Origin of the sequence: Microseira sp. BLCC-F43 (assembly GCF_041929235.1) — a bacterium.
Classification (GTDB): Bacteria; Cyanobacteriota; Cyanobacteriia; order Cyanobacteriales; family Aerosakkonemataceae; genus Microseira.
Genome location: NZ_JBHFNP010000361.1, coordinates 106427 through 122863 on the forward strand (window position 1 = coordinate 106427; position 16437 = coordinate 122863).

16 protein-coding genes are annotated in these 16437 nt (G+C 43.8%); 6 read left to right on the forward strand and 10 right to left on the reverse strand.

The genetic code is table 11. The features are described from left to right. Positions 1 to 1635 carry a PP2C family protein-serine/threonine phosphatase gene (locus tag ACE1CM_RS48115; protein WP_374886729.1) on the forward strand — a complete coding sequence of 545 codons (1635 nt, stop codon included), beginning with the start codon at positions 1 to 3 and terminating at the stop codon, positions 1633 to 1635. 147 nt (positions 1636 to 1782) lie between these two features. On the opposite strand, the gene ACE1CM_RS48120 is transcribed toward ACE1CM_RS48115, so the two are convergent. Then, the gene (locus ACE1CM_RS48120) at positions 1783 to 2988 is read right to left on the reverse strand and encodes a WD40 repeat domain-containing protein (protein WP_374886730.1); all 1206 of its coding nucleotides are present in this window, start codon (positions 2986 to 2988) and stop codon (positions 1783 to 1785) included. A gap of 124 nt (positions 2989 to 3112) precedes the next feature. Here ACE1CM_RS48120 and ACE1CM_RS48125 point away from each other — a divergent pair, with 124 nt between their 5' ends. After that, positions 3113 to 3775 (forward strand): DUF29 family protein, encoded by a 663-nt coding sequence (locus ACE1CM_RS48125; RefSeq protein ID WP_374886731.1) that lies wholly within the window; start codon positions 3113 to 3115, stop codon positions 3773 to 3775. Between the two features lie 31 nt (positions 3776 to 3806). On the opposite strand, the gene ACE1CM_RS48130 is transcribed toward ACE1CM_RS48125, so the two are convergent. The 7 genes from ACE1CM_RS48130 to ACE1CM_RS48160 form a co-directional block, all read right to left on the reverse strand. Beyond that, positions 3807 to 4232, reverse strand: a complete 426-nt coding sequence (locus ACE1CM_RS48130; protein WP_374886732.1) for a DUF5615 family PIN-like protein — start codon at positions 4230 to 4232, stop codon at positions 3807 to 3809. A 2-nt stretch (positions 4233 to 4234) separates the two neighbouring features. Then, the gene (locus ACE1CM_RS48135) at positions 4235 to 4468 is read right to left on the reverse strand and encodes a DUF433 domain-containing protein (protein WP_374886733.1); all 234 of its coding nucleotides are present in this window, start codon (positions 4466 to 4468) and stop codon (positions 4235 to 4237) included. A gap of 187 nt (positions 4469 to 4655) precedes the next feature. Next, a complete protein-coding gene (locus ACE1CM_RS48140) occupies positions 4656 to 6212 on the reverse strand; it encodes an Hsp70 family protein (RefSeq protein ID WP_374886734.1) in 1557 nt (518 codons plus the stop codon). A 72-nt stretch (positions 6213 to 6284) separates the two neighbouring features. Next, complete coding sequence (locus tag ACE1CM_RS48145) at positions 6285 to 6821, reverse strand: nucleotide exchange factor GrpE (protein WP_374886735.1); 537 nt, start codon at positions 6819 to 6821, stop codon at positions 6285 to 6287. A 96-nt stretch (positions 6822 to 6917) separates the two neighbouring features. Then, positions 6918 to 7136 carry a DUF2997 domain-containing protein gene (locus ACE1CM_RS48150; protein WP_374886736.1) on the reverse strand — a complete coding sequence of 73 codons (219 nt, stop codon included), beginning with the start codon at positions 7134 to 7136 and terminating at the stop codon, positions 6918 to 6920. Positions 7137 to 7360: 224 nt separating this feature from the next. Then, positions 7361 to 7741 carry a hypothetical protein gene (locus tag ACE1CM_RS48155; RefSeq protein WP_226574660.1) on the reverse strand — a complete coding sequence of 127 codons (381 nt, stop codon included), beginning with the start codon at positions 7739 to 7741 and terminating at the stop codon, positions 7361 to 7363. A gap of 130 nt (positions 7742 to 7871) precedes the next feature. Further along, positions 7872 to 10001 (reverse strand): acylase, encoded by a 2130-nt coding sequence (locus ACE1CM_RS48160; protein ID WP_374886737.1) that lies wholly within the window; start codon positions 9999 to 10001, stop codon positions 7872 to 7874. A 227-nt stretch (positions 10002 to 10228) separates the two neighbouring features. Between ACE1CM_RS48160 and ACE1CM_RS48165 the strand changes: the two genes are divergently transcribed. Further along, a complete protein-coding gene (locus ACE1CM_RS48165) occupies positions 10229 to 10957 on the forward strand; it encodes a glutathione S-transferase family protein (protein WP_374886768.1) in 729 nt (242 codons plus the stop codon). A gap of 141 nt (positions 10958 to 11098) precedes the next feature. On the opposite strand, the gene ACE1CM_RS48170 is transcribed toward ACE1CM_RS48165, so the two are convergent. Beyond that, positions 11099 to 11740 carry a hypothetical protein gene (locus ACE1CM_RS48170; RefSeq protein WP_374886738.1) on the reverse strand — a complete coding sequence of 214 codons (642 nt, stop codon included), beginning with the start codon at positions 11738 to 11740 and terminating at the stop codon, positions 11099 to 11101. A gap of 134 nt (positions 11741 to 11874) precedes the next feature. On the opposite strand from ACE1CM_RS48170, the gene ACE1CM_RS48175 reads away from it, so the two are divergent. Together ACE1CM_RS48175 and ACE1CM_RS48180 are read left to right on the forward strand one after the other, a co-directional pair. Continuing rightward, positions 11875 to 13305: a helix-turn-helix domain-containing protein gene (locus ACE1CM_RS48175; RefSeq protein WP_374886739.1), complete on the forward strand. Its 1431-nt coding sequence runs from the start codon at positions 11875 to 11877 to the stop codon at positions 13303 to 13305. 65 nt (positions 13306 to 13370) lie between these two features. Beyond that, on the forward strand, positions 13371 to 13622 hold the full coding sequence (locus ACE1CM_RS48180; RefSeq protein WP_374886740.1) for a type II toxin-antitoxin system HicA family toxin: 252 nt from the start codon (positions 13371 to 13373) through the stop codon (positions 13620 to 13622). A 98-nt stretch (positions 13623 to 13720) separates the two neighbouring features. Here ACE1CM_RS48180 and ACE1CM_RS48185 read toward each other — a convergent pair whose 3' ends face one another. Continuing rightward, a complete protein-coding gene (locus tag ACE1CM_RS48185) occupies positions 13721 to 14581 on the reverse strand; it encodes a Uma2 family endonuclease (RefSeq protein ID WP_374886741.1) in 861 nt (286 codons plus the stop codon). 148 nt (positions 14582 to 14729) lie between these two features. On the opposite strand from ACE1CM_RS48185, the gene ACE1CM_RS48190 reads away from it, so the two are divergent. Further along, entirely contained in the window at positions 14730 to 16421 is a 1692-nt protein-coding gene (locus ACE1CM_RS48190) for a DUF655 domain-containing protein (protein ID WP_374886742.1), read from the forward strand. The last annotated feature ends 16 nt before the right edge of the window (positions 16422 to 16437 follow it).

A 16437-nucleotide genomic window follows, 5' to 3' on the forward strand; every position in this document is an offset into this window, starting at 1 on the left:
ATGTTAAATAAACTCGCTAAACTTCTTAAAACTCGCTTATCCAGACGGGTGGTTTTCTGGTTGTTTACCAGTGTTATCGTCATCGAAGCGATCGTTTTAGTTCCCTCTGTGCTGCGACGAGAACAAGAATTACTCGGTCAATTGAAACAAATTTCCACCGAGAAAGTTTCAATTTTGATGAAAGTTTCTCCTCCCCAAGCTTCTCCAGAAAATGTTTTAAACCTGCTGGCGAATCTGAAAGGAAGTTCTGTAATTGTCGGCGGTTCTCTTTATCAATCTAATGGTCAGAGGGTGGGAACATTTGGCGAACAGCCAGCATTAATGTTTCAAGATGTAGATGCTGCTGAAAAAAAGGATTTATTAGATTATCAACTATCTCGATATGATGTAGCTTGGACAGCTGTAGAATTGGGTAAAGATTATCTGTTGATTCTGCGCCATGATGCCACAATGGTTGATCGAGGAGTACGCGGTTTCATTTTACGAGTTATTGGGTTAGTGATAATTATCTCCTTATTTGTCACAGCCGGAACTTGGATCGCACTCCAGCGAATCGTAATTGCTCCTATCGTTAACTTGAGAAAAGATTTAAGAAAAGCGGCTGAGTGTATTTGTTACGATCAACCCAATCCTCAGTTTTATTCTAATTTCTTCAAACGCCATGATGAATTAGGAGAAGTTATTTTTACTTTTCAGGAAATGTATCAACAAATTTATCAGGCAATCGACCAGCGCAAGCAAGCAGAGTTTGCTCTAAAAAATAGCTACGCTCAAATTGAACTTTACTCAAAAAGTCTCAATTTAGAATTGGAAAAAGGAAGACAAATTCAGCTTAACTTTTTACCAAGCAGCGACGAGATAAAACAAATTTCTCTTAAATCAGGTTGGGAATTTTCCGCCTTCTTTAAACCAGCTAGACAAGTGGCGGGGGATTTCTATGATATTTTTGAATTATCGAATAATGCCATAGGAATTGCCATCGCTGATGTCTGTGATAAGGGAGTAGGAGCTGCTTTATTCATGGCACTCTTTCGCAGTCTCATCCGCATCTTTTCTCAAGAAACAAAATTGCGAGGAACGGCATCTAATTTATTAGAAATGTATCAACCTAAAGCCGGATGGCTCGGTTCTTCTAGTACAGTTAATCTAGCTCATTTAAATGCCTTACAATCTCTGAATTTAACTAATGATTATGTTGCCCGTCATCACGGTTATTTAGGCATGTTCGCCACCTTATTTTTTGGCGTACTCGATCCACAAACGGGACTATTAACCTATATTAACGCGGGACATGAACCAGTTTTTATCCTCAATCCGCAGGCGGGAATCCGAGAGATATTAACTTCTACCAGTCCAGCGCTCGGGATTTTATCTAATGCTAAATTTAGCATTAGTCAAGTCTATCTCCAACCCAATGAAATTTTGTTCGGTTTTACCGATGGAGTGACGGATGCGCGGGATTGTCAAGACTCATTTTTTACGATTGAAAAGTTACGTCATTTGCTTCAGTTTTGCCCCCCGAAAGCGTCCGATATTGTAGACTATATTAGTCTGAATGTCTTATCCCATACTCAAGGGGCGGAGCAATTTGATGATATTACTCTTTTAGCGGTTCAACATTCTGTTTTAGAGTAAATGAGTTGAGGGAAATTATATGCGAACGCGATTGCGTGCCGGAGGCATATCGCATCTTTATTATCACCCAACAATGAGGGCGGGTTTATTCAGATTGTTTGTTTTTTTCATAATCTTCTGGTAAAACCCACCCCGACAAATCAAAAATTATCGCGCCCCCCACACTCTGATTGTTTTATCCCAACTGCTGCTAACAATTTTCCCTCCAGATGGAGTCATAGCAACCGAGGATATGCCATTAAAATGTCCTTCTAAAACCTGTAATGGCGTCCCCGTCTTTAGATGCCATATCCTAATAGTTTTATCCAAATTTCCCCCGCCACTCACCAGGGTGTTTCCATCCCGACTAATGGCAATTGAATTCACTTCATCCCAATGTCCCTCTAGGGTATTTAACAATTCTCCTGTCTGCAAGTTCCACAGTTTTATTGTCCTGTCTTGTGCGCCGCTAACCAGTGTTTTTCCATCGGGAATAATTGCCAAACACTTTACCCATTCTGAATGTCCTTCAAGGGTATGCAATAATTCCCCAGTCGCCATATCCCAAATTTTGATTGTTTCGTCGGCACTACCCGTCGCTAATATATTTCCATCCGCTGTTATGGCAATGGATTTAATCCCATTTTTATGTGCGGTCAAGGTGCGAAAATTTTCTTGATTTTCTATGTTCCACAACCCAATCGTCCCGTCTTCATTACCCGCCGCGAGAGTCTTTCCATCGCAATCTACGCAGATACAATTTACCCCCGCTTCACCCCCCGCGAATGTATGCAATAATCCATCCCCCAAGGCTTTACTCGATTGCAAATTCCACAGTTTTATGGTATTATCCCAACTGCAACTAAAAATGGTTTGACCCGACGGACTAATCGCCACAAATTTGACGCCATCGGTATGTCCGGAGAGGGTGCGAATAATTCTGCCGGTGTAGAGCGATCGCACAACAATTTTCTTATCGCTCCCCCCACTCACAAGATATTGTCCATCCGCACTAATCGCAACAGAATAAGTCGTAGATTGTGCGGTAGAATGTTTGTGCAGGCATTCAAACAATTGATAGGGATTGTATTCTTGTAATGCCCGTTCTAAAGTCAATTCTTCGCAATTTTGAATTAGCAAGTAAGCGGTTTGTCTCACTTGAGCGGATTCATCTTTGAGCGATTGAAAGATTAAATCTAAACCCGCTTGCCCATATTTAACCGCTTCTTGCAGTGCTGCTACTCGTTGGGCAACATTTTGACTGGTTAAGCGCCGCCTGACGCCTGCAATGCCTCCCAAAACGGCAGCATTGACGGGTGTTGGGGTTTGTCCCCCTAAAACTACATCGTAGGATCTTGGCTGATTTTGTGCCATTGCAGCGATTAAAGTGGATGGCCTCTTGTATTATAATTGTAGTTTTAAGGGCGCGTTGGCTGTTTTTTGCTCTGGGCGATCGCTTGTGCCAGCATATTAGTATCGTCAAAGTCGGAGCGATCGTATGTATACTGTAGAATTCCCCGCACTACAGGCAGACTTGACCCAATTGCTCAGTCGAGTGTTGTCAGGAGAAGAAGTAATTATTTCTCAAGCAGGCACTCCTATTGCCCGTATAGTGCCAATTGCTGACCAGTCATTACCGAGAATTCCAGGGTTAGATCGCGGTAAAGTAGTAATTTCTCCTGACTTTAACGAGCCTATACCTAAGTCTTCTGGACTTTATGAAATTGACTTTTATGCCTGGACGCAGGAACAGGTAAAATTTCTTCAAGATCGTGCGTGGGAGCGCTTAGATATCTCAAATTTGGTTGAGGAGATTGAATCTTTGGGCAAGCAACAGCGACAGGAACTGAGGAACCGTTTAGGAGTTTTGCTAGGACATTTGTTGCAGTGGGAGTTTCAACCCGAAAACCGCTCTAAAAGTTGGGTTGCTACAATTCGGGAGCAGCGCTGCCAAGTTTCCGATTTGTTGGAAGAAAATCCTAGTTTGAAGCCTTATTTACCCGAAGCATTGGAAAAAGCCTATCAGTACGGGCTAGCTTTAGCTGTACGCGAAACTTCTTTAAGCTACAAAGATTTTCCGCAAGAGTGTCTTTATGAGGTAGAGCAAGTATTGAATTCCTCATTTTTTCCAGGTCAATCGCTTGAATCAGACCCACTTTAATCAATACTGCTTCTCCTGAATTTTAGCTAATTTACTGAAGTTTCGCGAACGCTATTTTTTGCCCAAGTACGCGATCGCAACTCAAGCATCCGGATTTACAGGCGGGCGTCGCACGCGAACCCGATCGGGATCGACCACAACAACACACCTTTGCTAGCTCGCTCAAATCTGTAGAGCGGACAAATTCTAAAACAAAATTGTTAACAGTTAATGGCCCCATTGTGCGGGGTCGAAATAAAATGACTCCTGGATGACTGCCTGGTGGATATTTGCGTAGATCGGCAAACTCTACATCAAGGGTAAAAAGTATCCGTCCTTCGTTTCTAGCAGTGGCTCCAACTTCAACATCCGGTCTGCCTTTAAGCCCCTCATCCAGAGCAGTTTCTACATTGTATCCCTCAGCTTGAAGTAGATCTTTGAGGTAACGCGATAAATTTTCATCTAACTTGATTTTCACTTTTACGAAACCTTCCAAATGTTTTCTCGTGCTAGTTCAGCGGCATAAGCTACCGCTGCACGAATATCTTCTATGGTCAGGGAAGGATAATGGTCAATAATTTGCTCAGGAGTCAGACCTTCTGCTAAAGCATCCAGAATAATCGCAATATAAATGCGTGTCCCTCGAATCGAGGGTTTTCCAGCGCATATTGTTGGGTCTACAGTAACGCGATCTAGTAAATTTTGAGCAGTCATGGGTAATTTATCTCGGTCTTTCCTGAATTTTAGCTAATTTAACCTAAGTTGCTAGTTATAAAACCGATCCCCCCAAACCCCCCTTGGCAAGGGGGGCTTTGAAGAATTTTAACGTTTCTCCCCCCTTATTAAGGGGGGCTGGGGGGGATCTAAAACCAATATTCTATAACTAGCAACTTGCGTTAATTTACTGAAGTTTAGCGATCGCTCCCCTTTCCACTAACACTTTCCCCGTTACCAAATCTCTCACCGTTGCCAATAATATCCGCTTTTCATTAACTTCAAAGCTTACTTCTACTCGATCCATTCCAGTTTGTCCCGGCGGATCTAAATGGGCTACGCAAACTTGTTCGTGATGGGTTTCTAATGACCGATATTGTGATTGATGCTGTAGGTGGCTGCTTGTCATTCGCCCTCTGGCATCAAAGGTTACTTCTGCTTGGGATATATCTGCAACTTCCCCAATATCTAAACGAATTTCTCGCTGTCCATCGATTGCTGTTTGCAATATCAGCGATTCATCTCGCTGGCAGGGATATTTGCTGCCTTTTTCAAATAATGGCAAATAAGAATATGTTTTAATTTGCGGTTCCCACAAACGAATTGCATACCCGTGGCGCAAGTAATCTTCTACTTCTACTACTTGAGGTAAGGTTAATGCACCGTGGGCGATTGCTTCAAATGGTTTCCCAACTTGTACGCGCGATTTACCAAAATATGATATAATCAACTTCTGCACTGCGGGTATTAAACAACTTCCCCCCACCATTGCGACTAATTCTATATCGGATTTACTCACGCCTTTACTGTAAGCGATCGCCAAAACTTCATCTAAAGCTTCCCGCAGTTGCTCTAGTAATTGTTGATTCTCTAATATTTCTTCTAATTCGTCTCGGTTTAAACTCACATCGTGGGCAATAAAATTCTCATCGTCAAACCAACTTTCTGACGCTGACTGTGCAGTTGAAAGTTGAATTTTCAATCTTTCGGCAATTTCTAATAAATTCTGCCTGCCGATTTCTTTTATTTCTGAACGCGAAGACCCAATTTTCCTCAAATAATGTTCTACGATCCAAACATCAATATCAACTCCGCCAACGTAAGCATCTGATTTAGCAATTACTTCGGCTTTTAATACTTTTTTTCCACCACTTGTTGCGGCGGTACGAACTAAGCTTAAATCCAAAGTTCCGCCGCCGAAATCTACCACTAAAACCACAGAACCCGGTCGGTTTACCGCATATCCCAACGCGGCGGCGGTGGATTCATCGACGATTTGAACTTCGGTTACGCCTAATTTTTCTGCAACGTCGCGGAACCAGTCTAAATAGCGTTCAAATGCACCAACTGGGACGGTAAATATTACCTTGTCTGGGTTGATTTGTTCCGATGATAGCTGTTGCCAAATTTCTGTTAAAAACAGTTCCGATACGTATTCTGCCGAGTAACTATTGCCATCAATTTGACGGGGTGGCGGCTGAAAATCGGCGGCTAAATCGCGTTTAAATGCTTGAAAAAATCGCTCTGTTTGAGTAGAGGAGAGGCGTTGCGATCGCACGATTTCCCCAAACGCAATCTTGTCTTTCTGAACATACACTAAAGTCGGAACAACCGATACCGAACCACCCGGCGTTTCAAACAACCGCGAAATCCCATTAAATCTCAACGTCCGTGGCGTCTGCGTCACCGGATCTAACGTACAAACAACCGTATTGCTAGTCCCAAAATCAATGGCAATAATCATTGGGTAATTGCTAATTGGTAATTGCTAATTGCTAATTGCTAATTGGATAATTCTCTCCCGCTCCCCTGCTTATTATTTAGAGGCAATAGGTAAAGTGCGGCTAACTTTGGCGGGGGAAAGGATGCGCGAACCGTCTCGGTACCCGACAAACCGGACATAAACTAACTCCCCTTCCCTCATATCATCCGTATCGCCTTGATGCAGTTGGGGATTATATGGCACTTGTTCCCAAGGCGAACCTATCGGTTCGTATCCCCAACTTTTCAACATATTATCCAATGGGATAAACAGCGAAATTATATTTTTAGCCGGTAAATCTGGTTTCGCTTTCACCATTTGGCGAACGCTGGGATAGTTGGTTAACAAAGTTTGTAATTGCGAGAAGGTAGTACTCTGAAAATCAACAGTTAGTTGGCGAGATTGCTGCTGCAATTGTTCCCGAAGTCGCAAGCATTCTTGCCGCAATTCTTCGATTTCTCTACTCGCAGTAATCCTATCGTTGATCCCGCTATCCTCAACGTCTTTCGGAGAACGAAAGAAGCTGAAACCTAGCAAAATAATCACCAACCACAGAACCAAACCGAACCAGAATAAATTGTTGTCATCCATATTAGGTAATTGCTAATTGGTAATTGGTAATTGGTAATTGGTAATTGGTAGCGGGTAATTATGACCCATTACCCATTACCCATTACCCATTACCCATTACCCATTACCCATTTTCTGCGATTGGTTTTGGTCAATCGTCACATTTTCTTCATCTTGATAGTATTCTGGCAGTAGTTCTTGAGATTCTACTTCACCCAGTGCTTGTTCGAGTCCCGCAGTATTCGCCCTACAACCCGAACCTGTACCGTTGAGGACGGTTTCTACAATTTTGCCGTCTTTGCCAATGCGATATTCAACCTTTTGATACTGAGCCATAAAAAATATAATGTCTGTGTCTAGTCAACTGTAACATGATTGTAGTCTGGAGCGCCCGTTTTCAGCCACGACCCTACTACAATCTTAGGACTTACGCAAGGGCGTTCCTATCATCAAAGTTTCTGCGGATATCTTTCGTTGCCAAACCGACGATTTTTCAAAGAAACTTTGGTGTTTGCGTAAGTCCTGAATCTAAAATCTAAAATCTAAAATCTAAAATTCTCTTAACCTCCTGGTTTGCGGACATTATAATCCTCGTGGGACAAGACCTGGCAGGGAACCAGGACGCTACCGCAGTCGCGACAGATCATGCGGTAGTTGCGGGTAATGGGAATGCTGATCACAAAGCGATCGTGTCGCAGTCGCTTGCCACCAAATTCTGTATAATGCCTTTGGTTCTGTAAGGCAGCAATTACCACGCGAGCCTTGACGACTACGTGATTGGGCAAATCCCTCAAATCGATCGGATCTGCTGCGAAAGTAGCTTCCCACTCTAGTTTTTGCTGTTTTTTTTGGTCCCGTTCTACCTGTTGTTGGACACAAAGATGGCAAACTTGCCCGTATCCTTTGTGACCGCACAGGAACGTCTTTTTTCTTCTAGGCATAACACATGCGGTGTGAATTCAAAAGGACACACCCATAGGGCTATTGCCTTAAAGACCCTGGCGGTCGATAAGGCACAAAAGCCACGAATAATAGCTTTTATTCTAAATATTTTAAATCTTCGAGAATCGTTTACATTCCCAGACTTGAGAAAACTTGGCGAGACTCCAAGTGAGCAACAATTTCTTGTCGCTTACGCCACACAAATCTTAACTCCTTACGCGCCGCAAGTTCCAACTGATCGCCTATATTGGGCGATCCGGGTTGGGTAGCATTGCCGTAAGTGTTGAGTATTTTACCCTTTATCGGGTGAGAAAATTCAATCGCCGCAATATAAGTATCGCCAAAAACCGCTCGAAATCCCCCATTGGGGATAGGTTCAAACTCGAGTACGCGGAAAATACCTAGTTCATCGGCACCGCCGTTAGCGGGTAAATCTACTTTACCCCGCATCAGCCGCATGACGTTGCCCCAAGGCACATCTAACGCGCCGTAGGCAGTTTGAAGTTTTGTTGCGGCAGCTTCCAGGGCAACGGCAGCAGCGCGGGGAGCGGCTAAACTTTTTGGGGTGGTAAGGGGGTTGCTTTCATCCCAGGGCGTGGCAAACATTCCAGACAAGTCACCGCGTTGAGATTTTATTTCCTCTACCCATAACTGGAAAAGCAACGTACCGCGACTGTCGGCGTCGGCGAAACGATCCCATTTTTCCAATACATTTGCTGCTTGACGCCCTAAGGGACTACCGTATTGTCTAGCAGCAGCAATTAAATCATCGAGGATGCGATCGCTTAATTCCAAGCGGGTGGAATATTTATCCTCGATTAGTTTATCAAAGGAAATGCTGGCGTTTTCCTGTAACATTCGTACCGAACGCTGCGCCCGCAAACTCATAAACTGGGGTGCGATATAAGGCGGAAAATCTTTCGGATCTAGTTTTTGGGGAAATGTCGAACTCCAGGGCGGATCGTTACAATTTTGCACCCATCCGCCGGGAGGGTCAATAACTTTCGGCAATTCGCTAAACGGATGTATTTTTTGCCACAAAGTTTCACTGGTATCGCCGGGAACAATACCCTGCCAATAATTAAAATCTCCTTGGTTTCGCACGGGTACATATCCGTTAAATAGATACATAATATGACCGTCGCGATCGCCGTAAATTACATTAAAAAATGGCAGTTGGTGTCGTTGGAGTGCTGCTTGAAACTCGGTGAGGTTTTTCGCCTTGGCGGTATTCCACAATTGCTCTATGATGCCGTAGGCGGGAAAGCGATCTACGCCGACGATGCGGATAGCGATCGCACTTCCATCTTTTTCTACCACGGGGCCGTGTATAGACCGCCGTACTAATAGCAATTCTTCCTTAAAAGTACCGTCTTCTTGTCTAATTTTTATTGTTTGTCTAGAAGTTTCAAACTCGCGCACTTGTCCATCAAACCGATATCCCCCATCAGCTAAACTAAGTTTGTACAAATCGCATCCATCTATAGTATTATTTGTATGAGTCCAACCCAGATAATCGTTAAAAGCAATTCCCAAAACTGGAAAACCGACTAAAGTTGCACCGTAGGCATCTATTTCTGGTGACTTTAATTGTGCCTCAAACCAAGTTTGACCGCCAGACCATGCTAGGTGGGGATTTGCCAGTAACATGGCGTGTTTGGTAGTAGAGTGAGATCGAGCGATCGCCCACCCATTCGATCCCATTCCTGCCAATCTTTCCAAGTTAGCAATTTGTCCGCATCCTCCAGTTTGGGCGATAAAACTAAAAAACCCTAATTGAATATAAGCGAGAACGTCAGTTGCCGATATTGGTAAAACAACTTTCAATTCATCGGCTATTTTATCCGGATTTTGTTTAACATAGTCGTTCATCCCCGCCACAAAAGCATCAAGATAGCGGCGGAAAGCAGGACTTTGTTTTTGATACCATTCGGGTGCAGAATCTGCAAAACCCATTATTCTGACTAACTTATCCCCATCGAGGTAATTTTTTCCCCAGTACTCGGCGGCGCGTCCCCGTGCCGTACCGTAGAGGCGTAAAATTAAGTTACCGTGATTTTGCATTTGCGCCCAACCAAAACCACGGGCGAGACTTTCCCGATCTTGAGCAAAAATATGAGGAACTCCCCAAGTATCCCAAAGAATTTCGTTGCTTTGTATTCCTGGGATACCGATGCTGCCAATAGCGATAAAGCAGGCTAGAAATAGACCTAGCAGCGATAGGAAAAGACGCAATAGTTTAGGATGGAGGGTAAGCACAACAGTTCGTAGTAAGGACTTTAGTCCTTTCGACTCCGGGTGGGCATCTTTAATTTTAGCCGCTCCGGAACATAAGGACTGAAGTTCTTACTACCAACTTGTAGGACTGAAGTTCTTACTACCAACTGGGCAAGGACTGAAGTTCTTACTACCAACTTGGTTAGGACTGAAGTTCTTACTACCAACTTGGAAGAGGAAAACCTGACTACTTAAAACGATTGACTTTGATGATTACCTTATACACCACACCATCCGTTTGGGGAATACCAAGTACTAGCCCCGCCTGTGCCAAGCTGGAAACCTGGCTTCGCATAGCAAAAATCCCTCACAAAACTGATAGAACAGCAAATATAGCAGCAGCGCCAAAGGGCAAAATACCCTTCATTGAATATCAAGGAAAACTGGTTGGCGATTCGACTTTGATCGTCGAGATGTTCAAGGAAAAAGAAGGGATAGATATCGATTCCTGTTTAACATCTAGTGAGCGAGCAATCTCTCTTGCTTTCCGCCGAATGTTAAAAGAAAACACTTACTGGGGAATCGGGTACATTCGCTACTTCGTGGACGAAAACTGGCGGATTTATAAAGCATTGCTAGCTAGTATGCTGGGAAATAATGCTCCGCCAGAAGGATGGGAGCCATTCCTGGAAGAATTGCGGCAAAATTATCTCAATCAAATGTACGTTCAGGGTTTGGGGCGTCACAGCAGTGAGGAAATCTACCAAATTACTACTGCCGATCTGCAAGCACTATCGGATTTCTTGGCTGATAAACCGTTTTTTATGGGAGAGCAACCCACGACTTTAGATGCAACTGCCTATGGGTATATTGGTAATATTATTAAGCCTCCATTTACCAGCCCCATCGTAGGTTATGCCCTGAAATTGGAGAATCTGTGTCAGCATTGCGATCGCATGAATCAGCGATTTTTCAGCGAGTCTGAATTATCCGGTTAATTAACATCACGGCTTGTAGAGACGTTACATCTAACGTCTCTACTTAAACCCGTTAGAAAGTGTTAAGTCTACGCTTAATTAAAAACTGTGACAGTTGCGTAAGTACAGAGCGTATATAGCTTAAAAAACCGCTCGGATTACTTAATTCTGTAATCCCTGCCGTAGTTCATCTAGATCTGAAAAGGATTTTTTCAGGTCGAACTTAGCGGCAAATATACCCTTCACTAAGGCATCAAATTCCTCTCTTGTGGGCTGCTTTTGCTCAACCCAAGCTTTAAGGATATCTGGCAGAGTCAGATAAGGGATGCCGAGTTCTTTCGCTACTTGACAAGCTTTTTTATCTGAAGATAAGAACACAGCCAATCCTTGGTAACGCTTTGCCAGAACTAAGCAGGCAGCCTCGCCTTTATCGCACTTTGGGTACTTTTCCTGGAGTATCTCTCGTTCGTAGAGTTCTTCTACAGTCAAAGGTTCCACGATTAAACTTCCCTGCTGAAAGTGGCGAGGTAGCTGCTGTGAGTTTCTTAGCCACGTGCGTTCGCGCAAAGTCTGGCGTGGAGGCAACTGCTGAATCTTACGCTGTGCCCCTCGCAGTCCCATAGCCAATTCGCTTAACCCTTCATCATCCTCCTCCAGAGGGCGACTATTCTCGTCCCGGTTGTAAATCTCAGCCGGAAACTGAGCAGAGGAAACATTAAGAGCTTCTAGCAGTATATCTATCCCCCGTGGATGAGCAAAGCTCATAACCCGTAAAACCACAGTATCGAGGATCTTTTTTGACATTAGCGTTAAAAATATTTTTTAGTAGCATTTAGTTTAACATAGTGTTAATATAGAACCATAAGTCTGAATGTCTTTCAGCGCAAGACAGAGATTTAGATATCCTCTGACTGAGGCTCTTTATTCGCGTGACTCCAATGAACTACGACATCTTAGGTCAGCGTTTGCGTGTCGCCCGCGAGCGAGCTGGCATGACTCAAACTGAGGCGGCGCAATTTATAGATGTGACCCCGGCTGCTTTGAACCAGTACGAGAGCGGTAAGCGTCGGGTAGATGCTTTGAGTTTGGAGAGTCTGGCGAGGCTGTATGGAGTCTCTTTGCGATCGCTTTTCGGCGAAGAGGTAGCTCAAACAGACTGGGAAGAAGCCTTACGCCTTGGTTCCGAAACTATTTCAACTTCCAGTAAGGCAGGAATTGGGCATTTAATTGAGAAGGTTTATGCCCTAGAGAAACTGTACAGGGAAACAGATACTCCTTTTCCTGAGCCAAAGCATCCACCTTTTGCACCCCTTGATAACTCCCGCTTAAAGGATGCTCAAACAGCCCTATTCGCAGCTCAAAAAGTCAGAAGTCACTACAACTTAGGGATGGTTCCCCTTAGTAATTTGCAAAGCTTTTTAGAAGCTCAAGGGTTGCTGGTTTTTACAATTCCCTTTGGCAAGGAAGAAAATGCGATCGCAGGGTTGTTTTTTCCTCACCCAAACCTGGGACACATTATCGCTCTTAACCAAGATAAGGCAAATACTTGGCGCTCGTTCCGCTTGGCTCAGGGATTTGCTTACAGTCTTTACCAGCATGACCGACCAGCAATAATTTACCGGCACGGAGATAATACTCCCTTACAGGCTTTCTCTGACAAATTTGCCTCTTATTTTTTGATTCCTTCTGAGGCATTGCAAGAGCGTTTGCCAAGTTTGAAAGTGAAGACTGTTAGCCATCCAGCAGAGGTTGTACATCTATCTCGCTACTTCGGAGTTAGCTATGATATGATGCTCTATCGATTGGAACAAGAAAACCGACTAGCCAACTCTCAGGATAATTTTAAGAATGTACAACCTGCTGTTTTAGAACGACATCTTGGTTACAGTCCTTCTCCCGATCAATTTGGGAAGCGTTTTCTTTCTATAGAAGAACGACTTCCTCGAATTTTCATCGAACTTGCCTACCGTGCTGTTGAAGAAGATAAACTTTCACTGCGACGTGTTGCCGAAATGCTTGGTATTAGCGATATAGAGTTGGAGGAGCGTCTTTACTTTGAGGAAACAGAAGAGTTTCAACAGGAAGAATTGCCCGCTCAACTACAACAATCAAATGAATTCTACCAAGTCAGAGATGCTCTAGGAGATTCTCCAATGACTGGCGAACCTTTTACTGTAAAAGGACATAAATTTAATGCGATTGTTGTACAAGAAGAAGGCATATACATTGCTGAATGCCGTGAGGTAGGTACAGTCAGTCAAGGAAATACCCGTGAAGAAGCTATAGCCAATTTACAGAAAGCTACAGAACTTTATCTGAAAGAATTGCCACAGTCTACCAAACCCTGTACTTCTGGTCGCAATTCCTAACAGATAACTCTCACAGCCAAAAAATTTAAGCTAAAATCGGGAAAGTCCCTCTTTGGAAAAAATAAATGCGTAAGTTTCTGAAGTCTGACTTAGACTGTATTTCAGGAGTTGCGGCTTTGTCTTCATTGAAGCGTCTAGGCTTTGTAGAAGTTGGAAAAGAGGGAAATCATGTTCTGCTTACAAAGTGGACATCACAAAGAGAGGTACGCTGTGTAGTGCCACTCCACCCAAAGCTAGTCAGTAAGACTCTGCGCTGTATCGTAGAGCTACAAGCAAAAGTCAGCTGGGAAGAGTTTAGGGAAAGGTTGGAGGCATAATCATCTTACCGATTGCGAAAATACCCTGGGTTAAGCTACCAGGGTATTTTTTTATGGGTAATTATACTTGAATATGGCACCTTTTCTTGTGCCTAAATTCAACCCTGACCCTGCAAAAATTGCTCTGGATCTATCCCTGCATCTCGCAGATTTTGCATCAGCAAGTCTAATCTAGATTCAGCTTGTTCTGCCCTAGATTCAGCTTGTTCGGCACGCTGTCTTTCTTGTTCGGCATCAGTGAGAATCAAGTTGCCTTGAATATCATACCAACGCAACCACAATCGCTCAATTCCTTGAAATTCCCCTTGCCACAAACCTAGACCCAACTCTAATTCAGGAATCCACACTCGCGACTCTTGTAACTCTAGTTCTTGATATTGCGCTCCCACTATTTTAAAGGCGCGTAACCGATCGGTATAGCGACTAAAAACAAAATAATAAGGAATGCGTAAAATTTGCTCGTAAACTTCCCATTTTCGGGGTGGTTTATTTTCAGTTTCTGTTTGAATTGCTTGTCCGTTACCAGCAACAGAAGATTCAGGTGGCAGTTTTTCCGTCTCGGTTTCCCCTAAATCTTCTTTCTCTGTCCCTGGCGAAAGCAACTCCACAACTACAAAAGGATTAACACCTTCTTGCCAAATCACGTAACTGAGGCGCAAATCAACTTCATCATAAAATCGAGGGACACCCACAACCCCAAACCAATCCGGTCGCTTGTACCATAGAGGATGGCGCACGTCATAGTATAAGTTAATGTCGCTGCCACAGAAGACTCGCGACGCCGGATATTGTGGCGGACGGAAAGTTTGGCTTAATAATTGCGGTTGAAAGTCGTGAAATTCGTCTGGCAAACCGGGTTCCTCCGGGTTTTCGCTAGGAAGATCGTACATCGTCGGTAGTGTTTCCCTCGGCGACAAGGGGGGTTCACTTTGAGGCACGGGGTATTTGGCGGGAAACATAGGATTTAAGGATGTTACTGGCTATATATTAACGTCTGACAAGCAAGAAGCTAGAAACCCGGTTTTTCCAAAAAACCGGGTTTCTGGCAACTCTTAAATTTAGTTGGATTTGATCGGAAGGTGAATTTTAACTTGCCGTTTGGGAATTATGAATCTGTCAATCAGATTTGAATCATCCCACGACATGCCAATGTTTTCTCTATTTTCTTGCTTGCGACTGGGCGGCATTGTTTTATTAGCACTTACTACTGCCGCTTGTCAACAAGCCCAAACCCAAAATACGCGACCTCAACCTTTACCTCAAGATGCTTTTGTCGAAGTTTATTTTAATCATTCCCAGGCGGCGGAATATATCGAACCATTACGCAATCAAAGGCGCGATGGGGATAATTTAGAGCAGATTATTGTGGATGCGATCGCCTCCGCCAATTCCACCATAGACATCGCCGTTCAAGAATTCCGCTTACCCCAAATTGCCAAAGCGTTAGCCGACCGGAAAAAAGCCGGGGTTAAAGTTAGGATAATCTTGGAAAATAACTATAGCCGACCTTTCAGTAGTTTGACGGCGACTGAGGTGGAAAAATTGCCGGAGAGGGAACGCGATCGCTACCAAGAATTCCGCCAATTAATAGACCGCGATCGCGATAATAATATCACTCCCGATGAAATCAACAATCGCGATGCTTTGGTCATCTTAAAAAAAGCCGGTATCCCCATCATCGATGACACTGCGGATGGTTCCAAAGGCAGCAGTTTAATGCACCACAAATTTGTTATCGTCGATGGCGTAAAAATTCTCGTCACTTCGGCTAATTTTACCACTTCTGACATCCACGGCGACTTTAAAAATACCAGCAGTTTGGGCAATGCCAACAATTTGCTAAAAATTACCAGTTCCGAATTAGCCGCCTTATTTACTCAAGAGTTTAACATCATGTGGGGCGATGGACCGGGAGGCAAACCCGATAGTCAATTTGGCGTCAAAAAACCTGATCGACCAGCGCAACAAATCCAACTGGGAGATACAACCGTTTCCCTGCAATTTTCTCCCACTTCTTTAAGGCTACCTTGGGATGAAAGCAGTAACGGTTTAATCGGCAAAACCTTAAAAACAGCTACCGCTACAATCGATCTGGCATTGTTCGTTTTTTCAGAACAGAATCTGGTCAATATTTTAGAAAAAAGTCATCAACAGCGAGTCCAAGTACGCGCTTTAATCGACCCGGATTTCGCCTATCGCAGCTACAGCGAAGCGTTAGATATGATGGGGGTTGCTTTTGCTAATAAATGCAAGTACGAACCCCATAACCGTCCTTGGGGAAATCCCCTTTCTACCGTCGGCGTTCCTCAGTTATTAAAAGGCGATTTATTGCATCACAAATTTGGCCTAATTGATGATAAAATTGTCATCACGGGTTCCCACAACTGGTCATTAGCAGCAGATCGGAATAACGACGAGACAGTTTTAGTAATTCAAAGTCAGACAGTCGCAGCTCATTTTAAGCGCGAATTCGAGCGACTTTATGAGAATGCGCTTCTGGGCGTACCCGATTGGATGCAGCGGAAAATTAAAGCACAACAGCAACAATGTCCGCAGATAATAACAGCATCTCCCAAGCAAGGTCAAAACCTCTCGCCACAAAGCCAAGAACAAAAAGTAAATTTGAATACAGCAAGTATTGCCGAATTAGAAGCCTTACCGGGAGTGGGGCCAAAATTAGCACGGGAAATTATTCAAGCAAGACAGCAGAAACCTTTTACTTCTTTAGAAGACCTTGACAAAGTACCGGGAGTTGGGTCTAGTAAACTTGAAAAGTTGCGCGATCGCGTAACTTGGTAACCCTCTCGACTCGCCA

Coding starts and splice junctions, on each gene's coding strand:
- ACE1CM_RS48145 (WP_374886735.1), bottom strand. CDS start 6,821: ATGGATGACAACAATTTATTCTGGTTCGGTTTGGTTCTGTGGTTGGTG.
- ACE1CM_RS48135 (WP_374886733.1), bottom strand. CDS start 4,468: ATGACTGCTCAAAATTTACTAGATCGCGTTACTGTAGACCCAACAATA.
- ACE1CM_RS48150 (WP_374886736.1), bottom strand. CDS start 7,136: ATGGCTCAGTATCAAAAGGTTGAATATCGCATTGGCAAAGACGGCAAA.
- ACE1CM_RS48140 (WP_374886734.1), bottom strand. CDS start 6,212: ATGATTATTGCCATTGATTTTGGGACTAGCAATACGGTTGTTTGTACG.
- ACE1CM_RS48190 (WP_374886742.1), top strand. CDS start 14,730: ATGAATCTGTCAATCAGATTTGAATCATCCCACGACATGCCAATGTTT.
- ACE1CM_RS48180 (WP_374886740.1), top strand. CDS start 13,371: ATGCGTAAGTTTCTGAAGTCTGACTTAGACTGTATTTCAGGAGTTGCG.
- ACE1CM_RS48170 (WP_374886738.1), bottom strand. CDS start 11,740: ATGTCAAAAAAGATCCTCGATACTGTGGTTTTACGGGTTATGAGCTTT.
- ACE1CM_RS48120 (WP_374886730.1), bottom strand. CDS start 2,988: ATGGCACAAAATCAGCCAAGATCCTACGATGTAGTTTTAGGGGGACAA.
- ACE1CM_RS48155 (WP_226574660.1), bottom strand. CDS start 7,741: ATGCCTAGAAGAAAAAAGACGTTCCTGTGCGGTCACAAAGGATACGGG.
- ACE1CM_RS48175 (WP_374886739.1), top strand. CDS start 11,875: ATGAACTACGACATCTTAGGTCAGCGTTTGCGTGTCGCCCGCGAGCGA.
- ACE1CM_RS48125 (WP_374886731.1), top strand. CDS start 3,113: ATGTATACTGTAGAATTCCCCGCACTACAGGCAGACTTGACCCAATTG.
- ACE1CM_RS48115 (WP_374886729.1), top strand. CDS start 1: ATGTTAAATAAACTCGCTAAACTTCTTAAAACTCGCTTATCCAGACGG.
- ACE1CM_RS48185 (WP_374886741.1), bottom strand. CDS start 14,581: ATGTTTCCCGCCAAATACCCCGTGCCTCAAAGTGAACCCCCCTTGTCG.
- ACE1CM_RS48165 (WP_374886768.1), top strand. CDS start 10,229: ATGATTACCTTATACACCACACCATCCGTTTGGGGAATACCAAGTACT.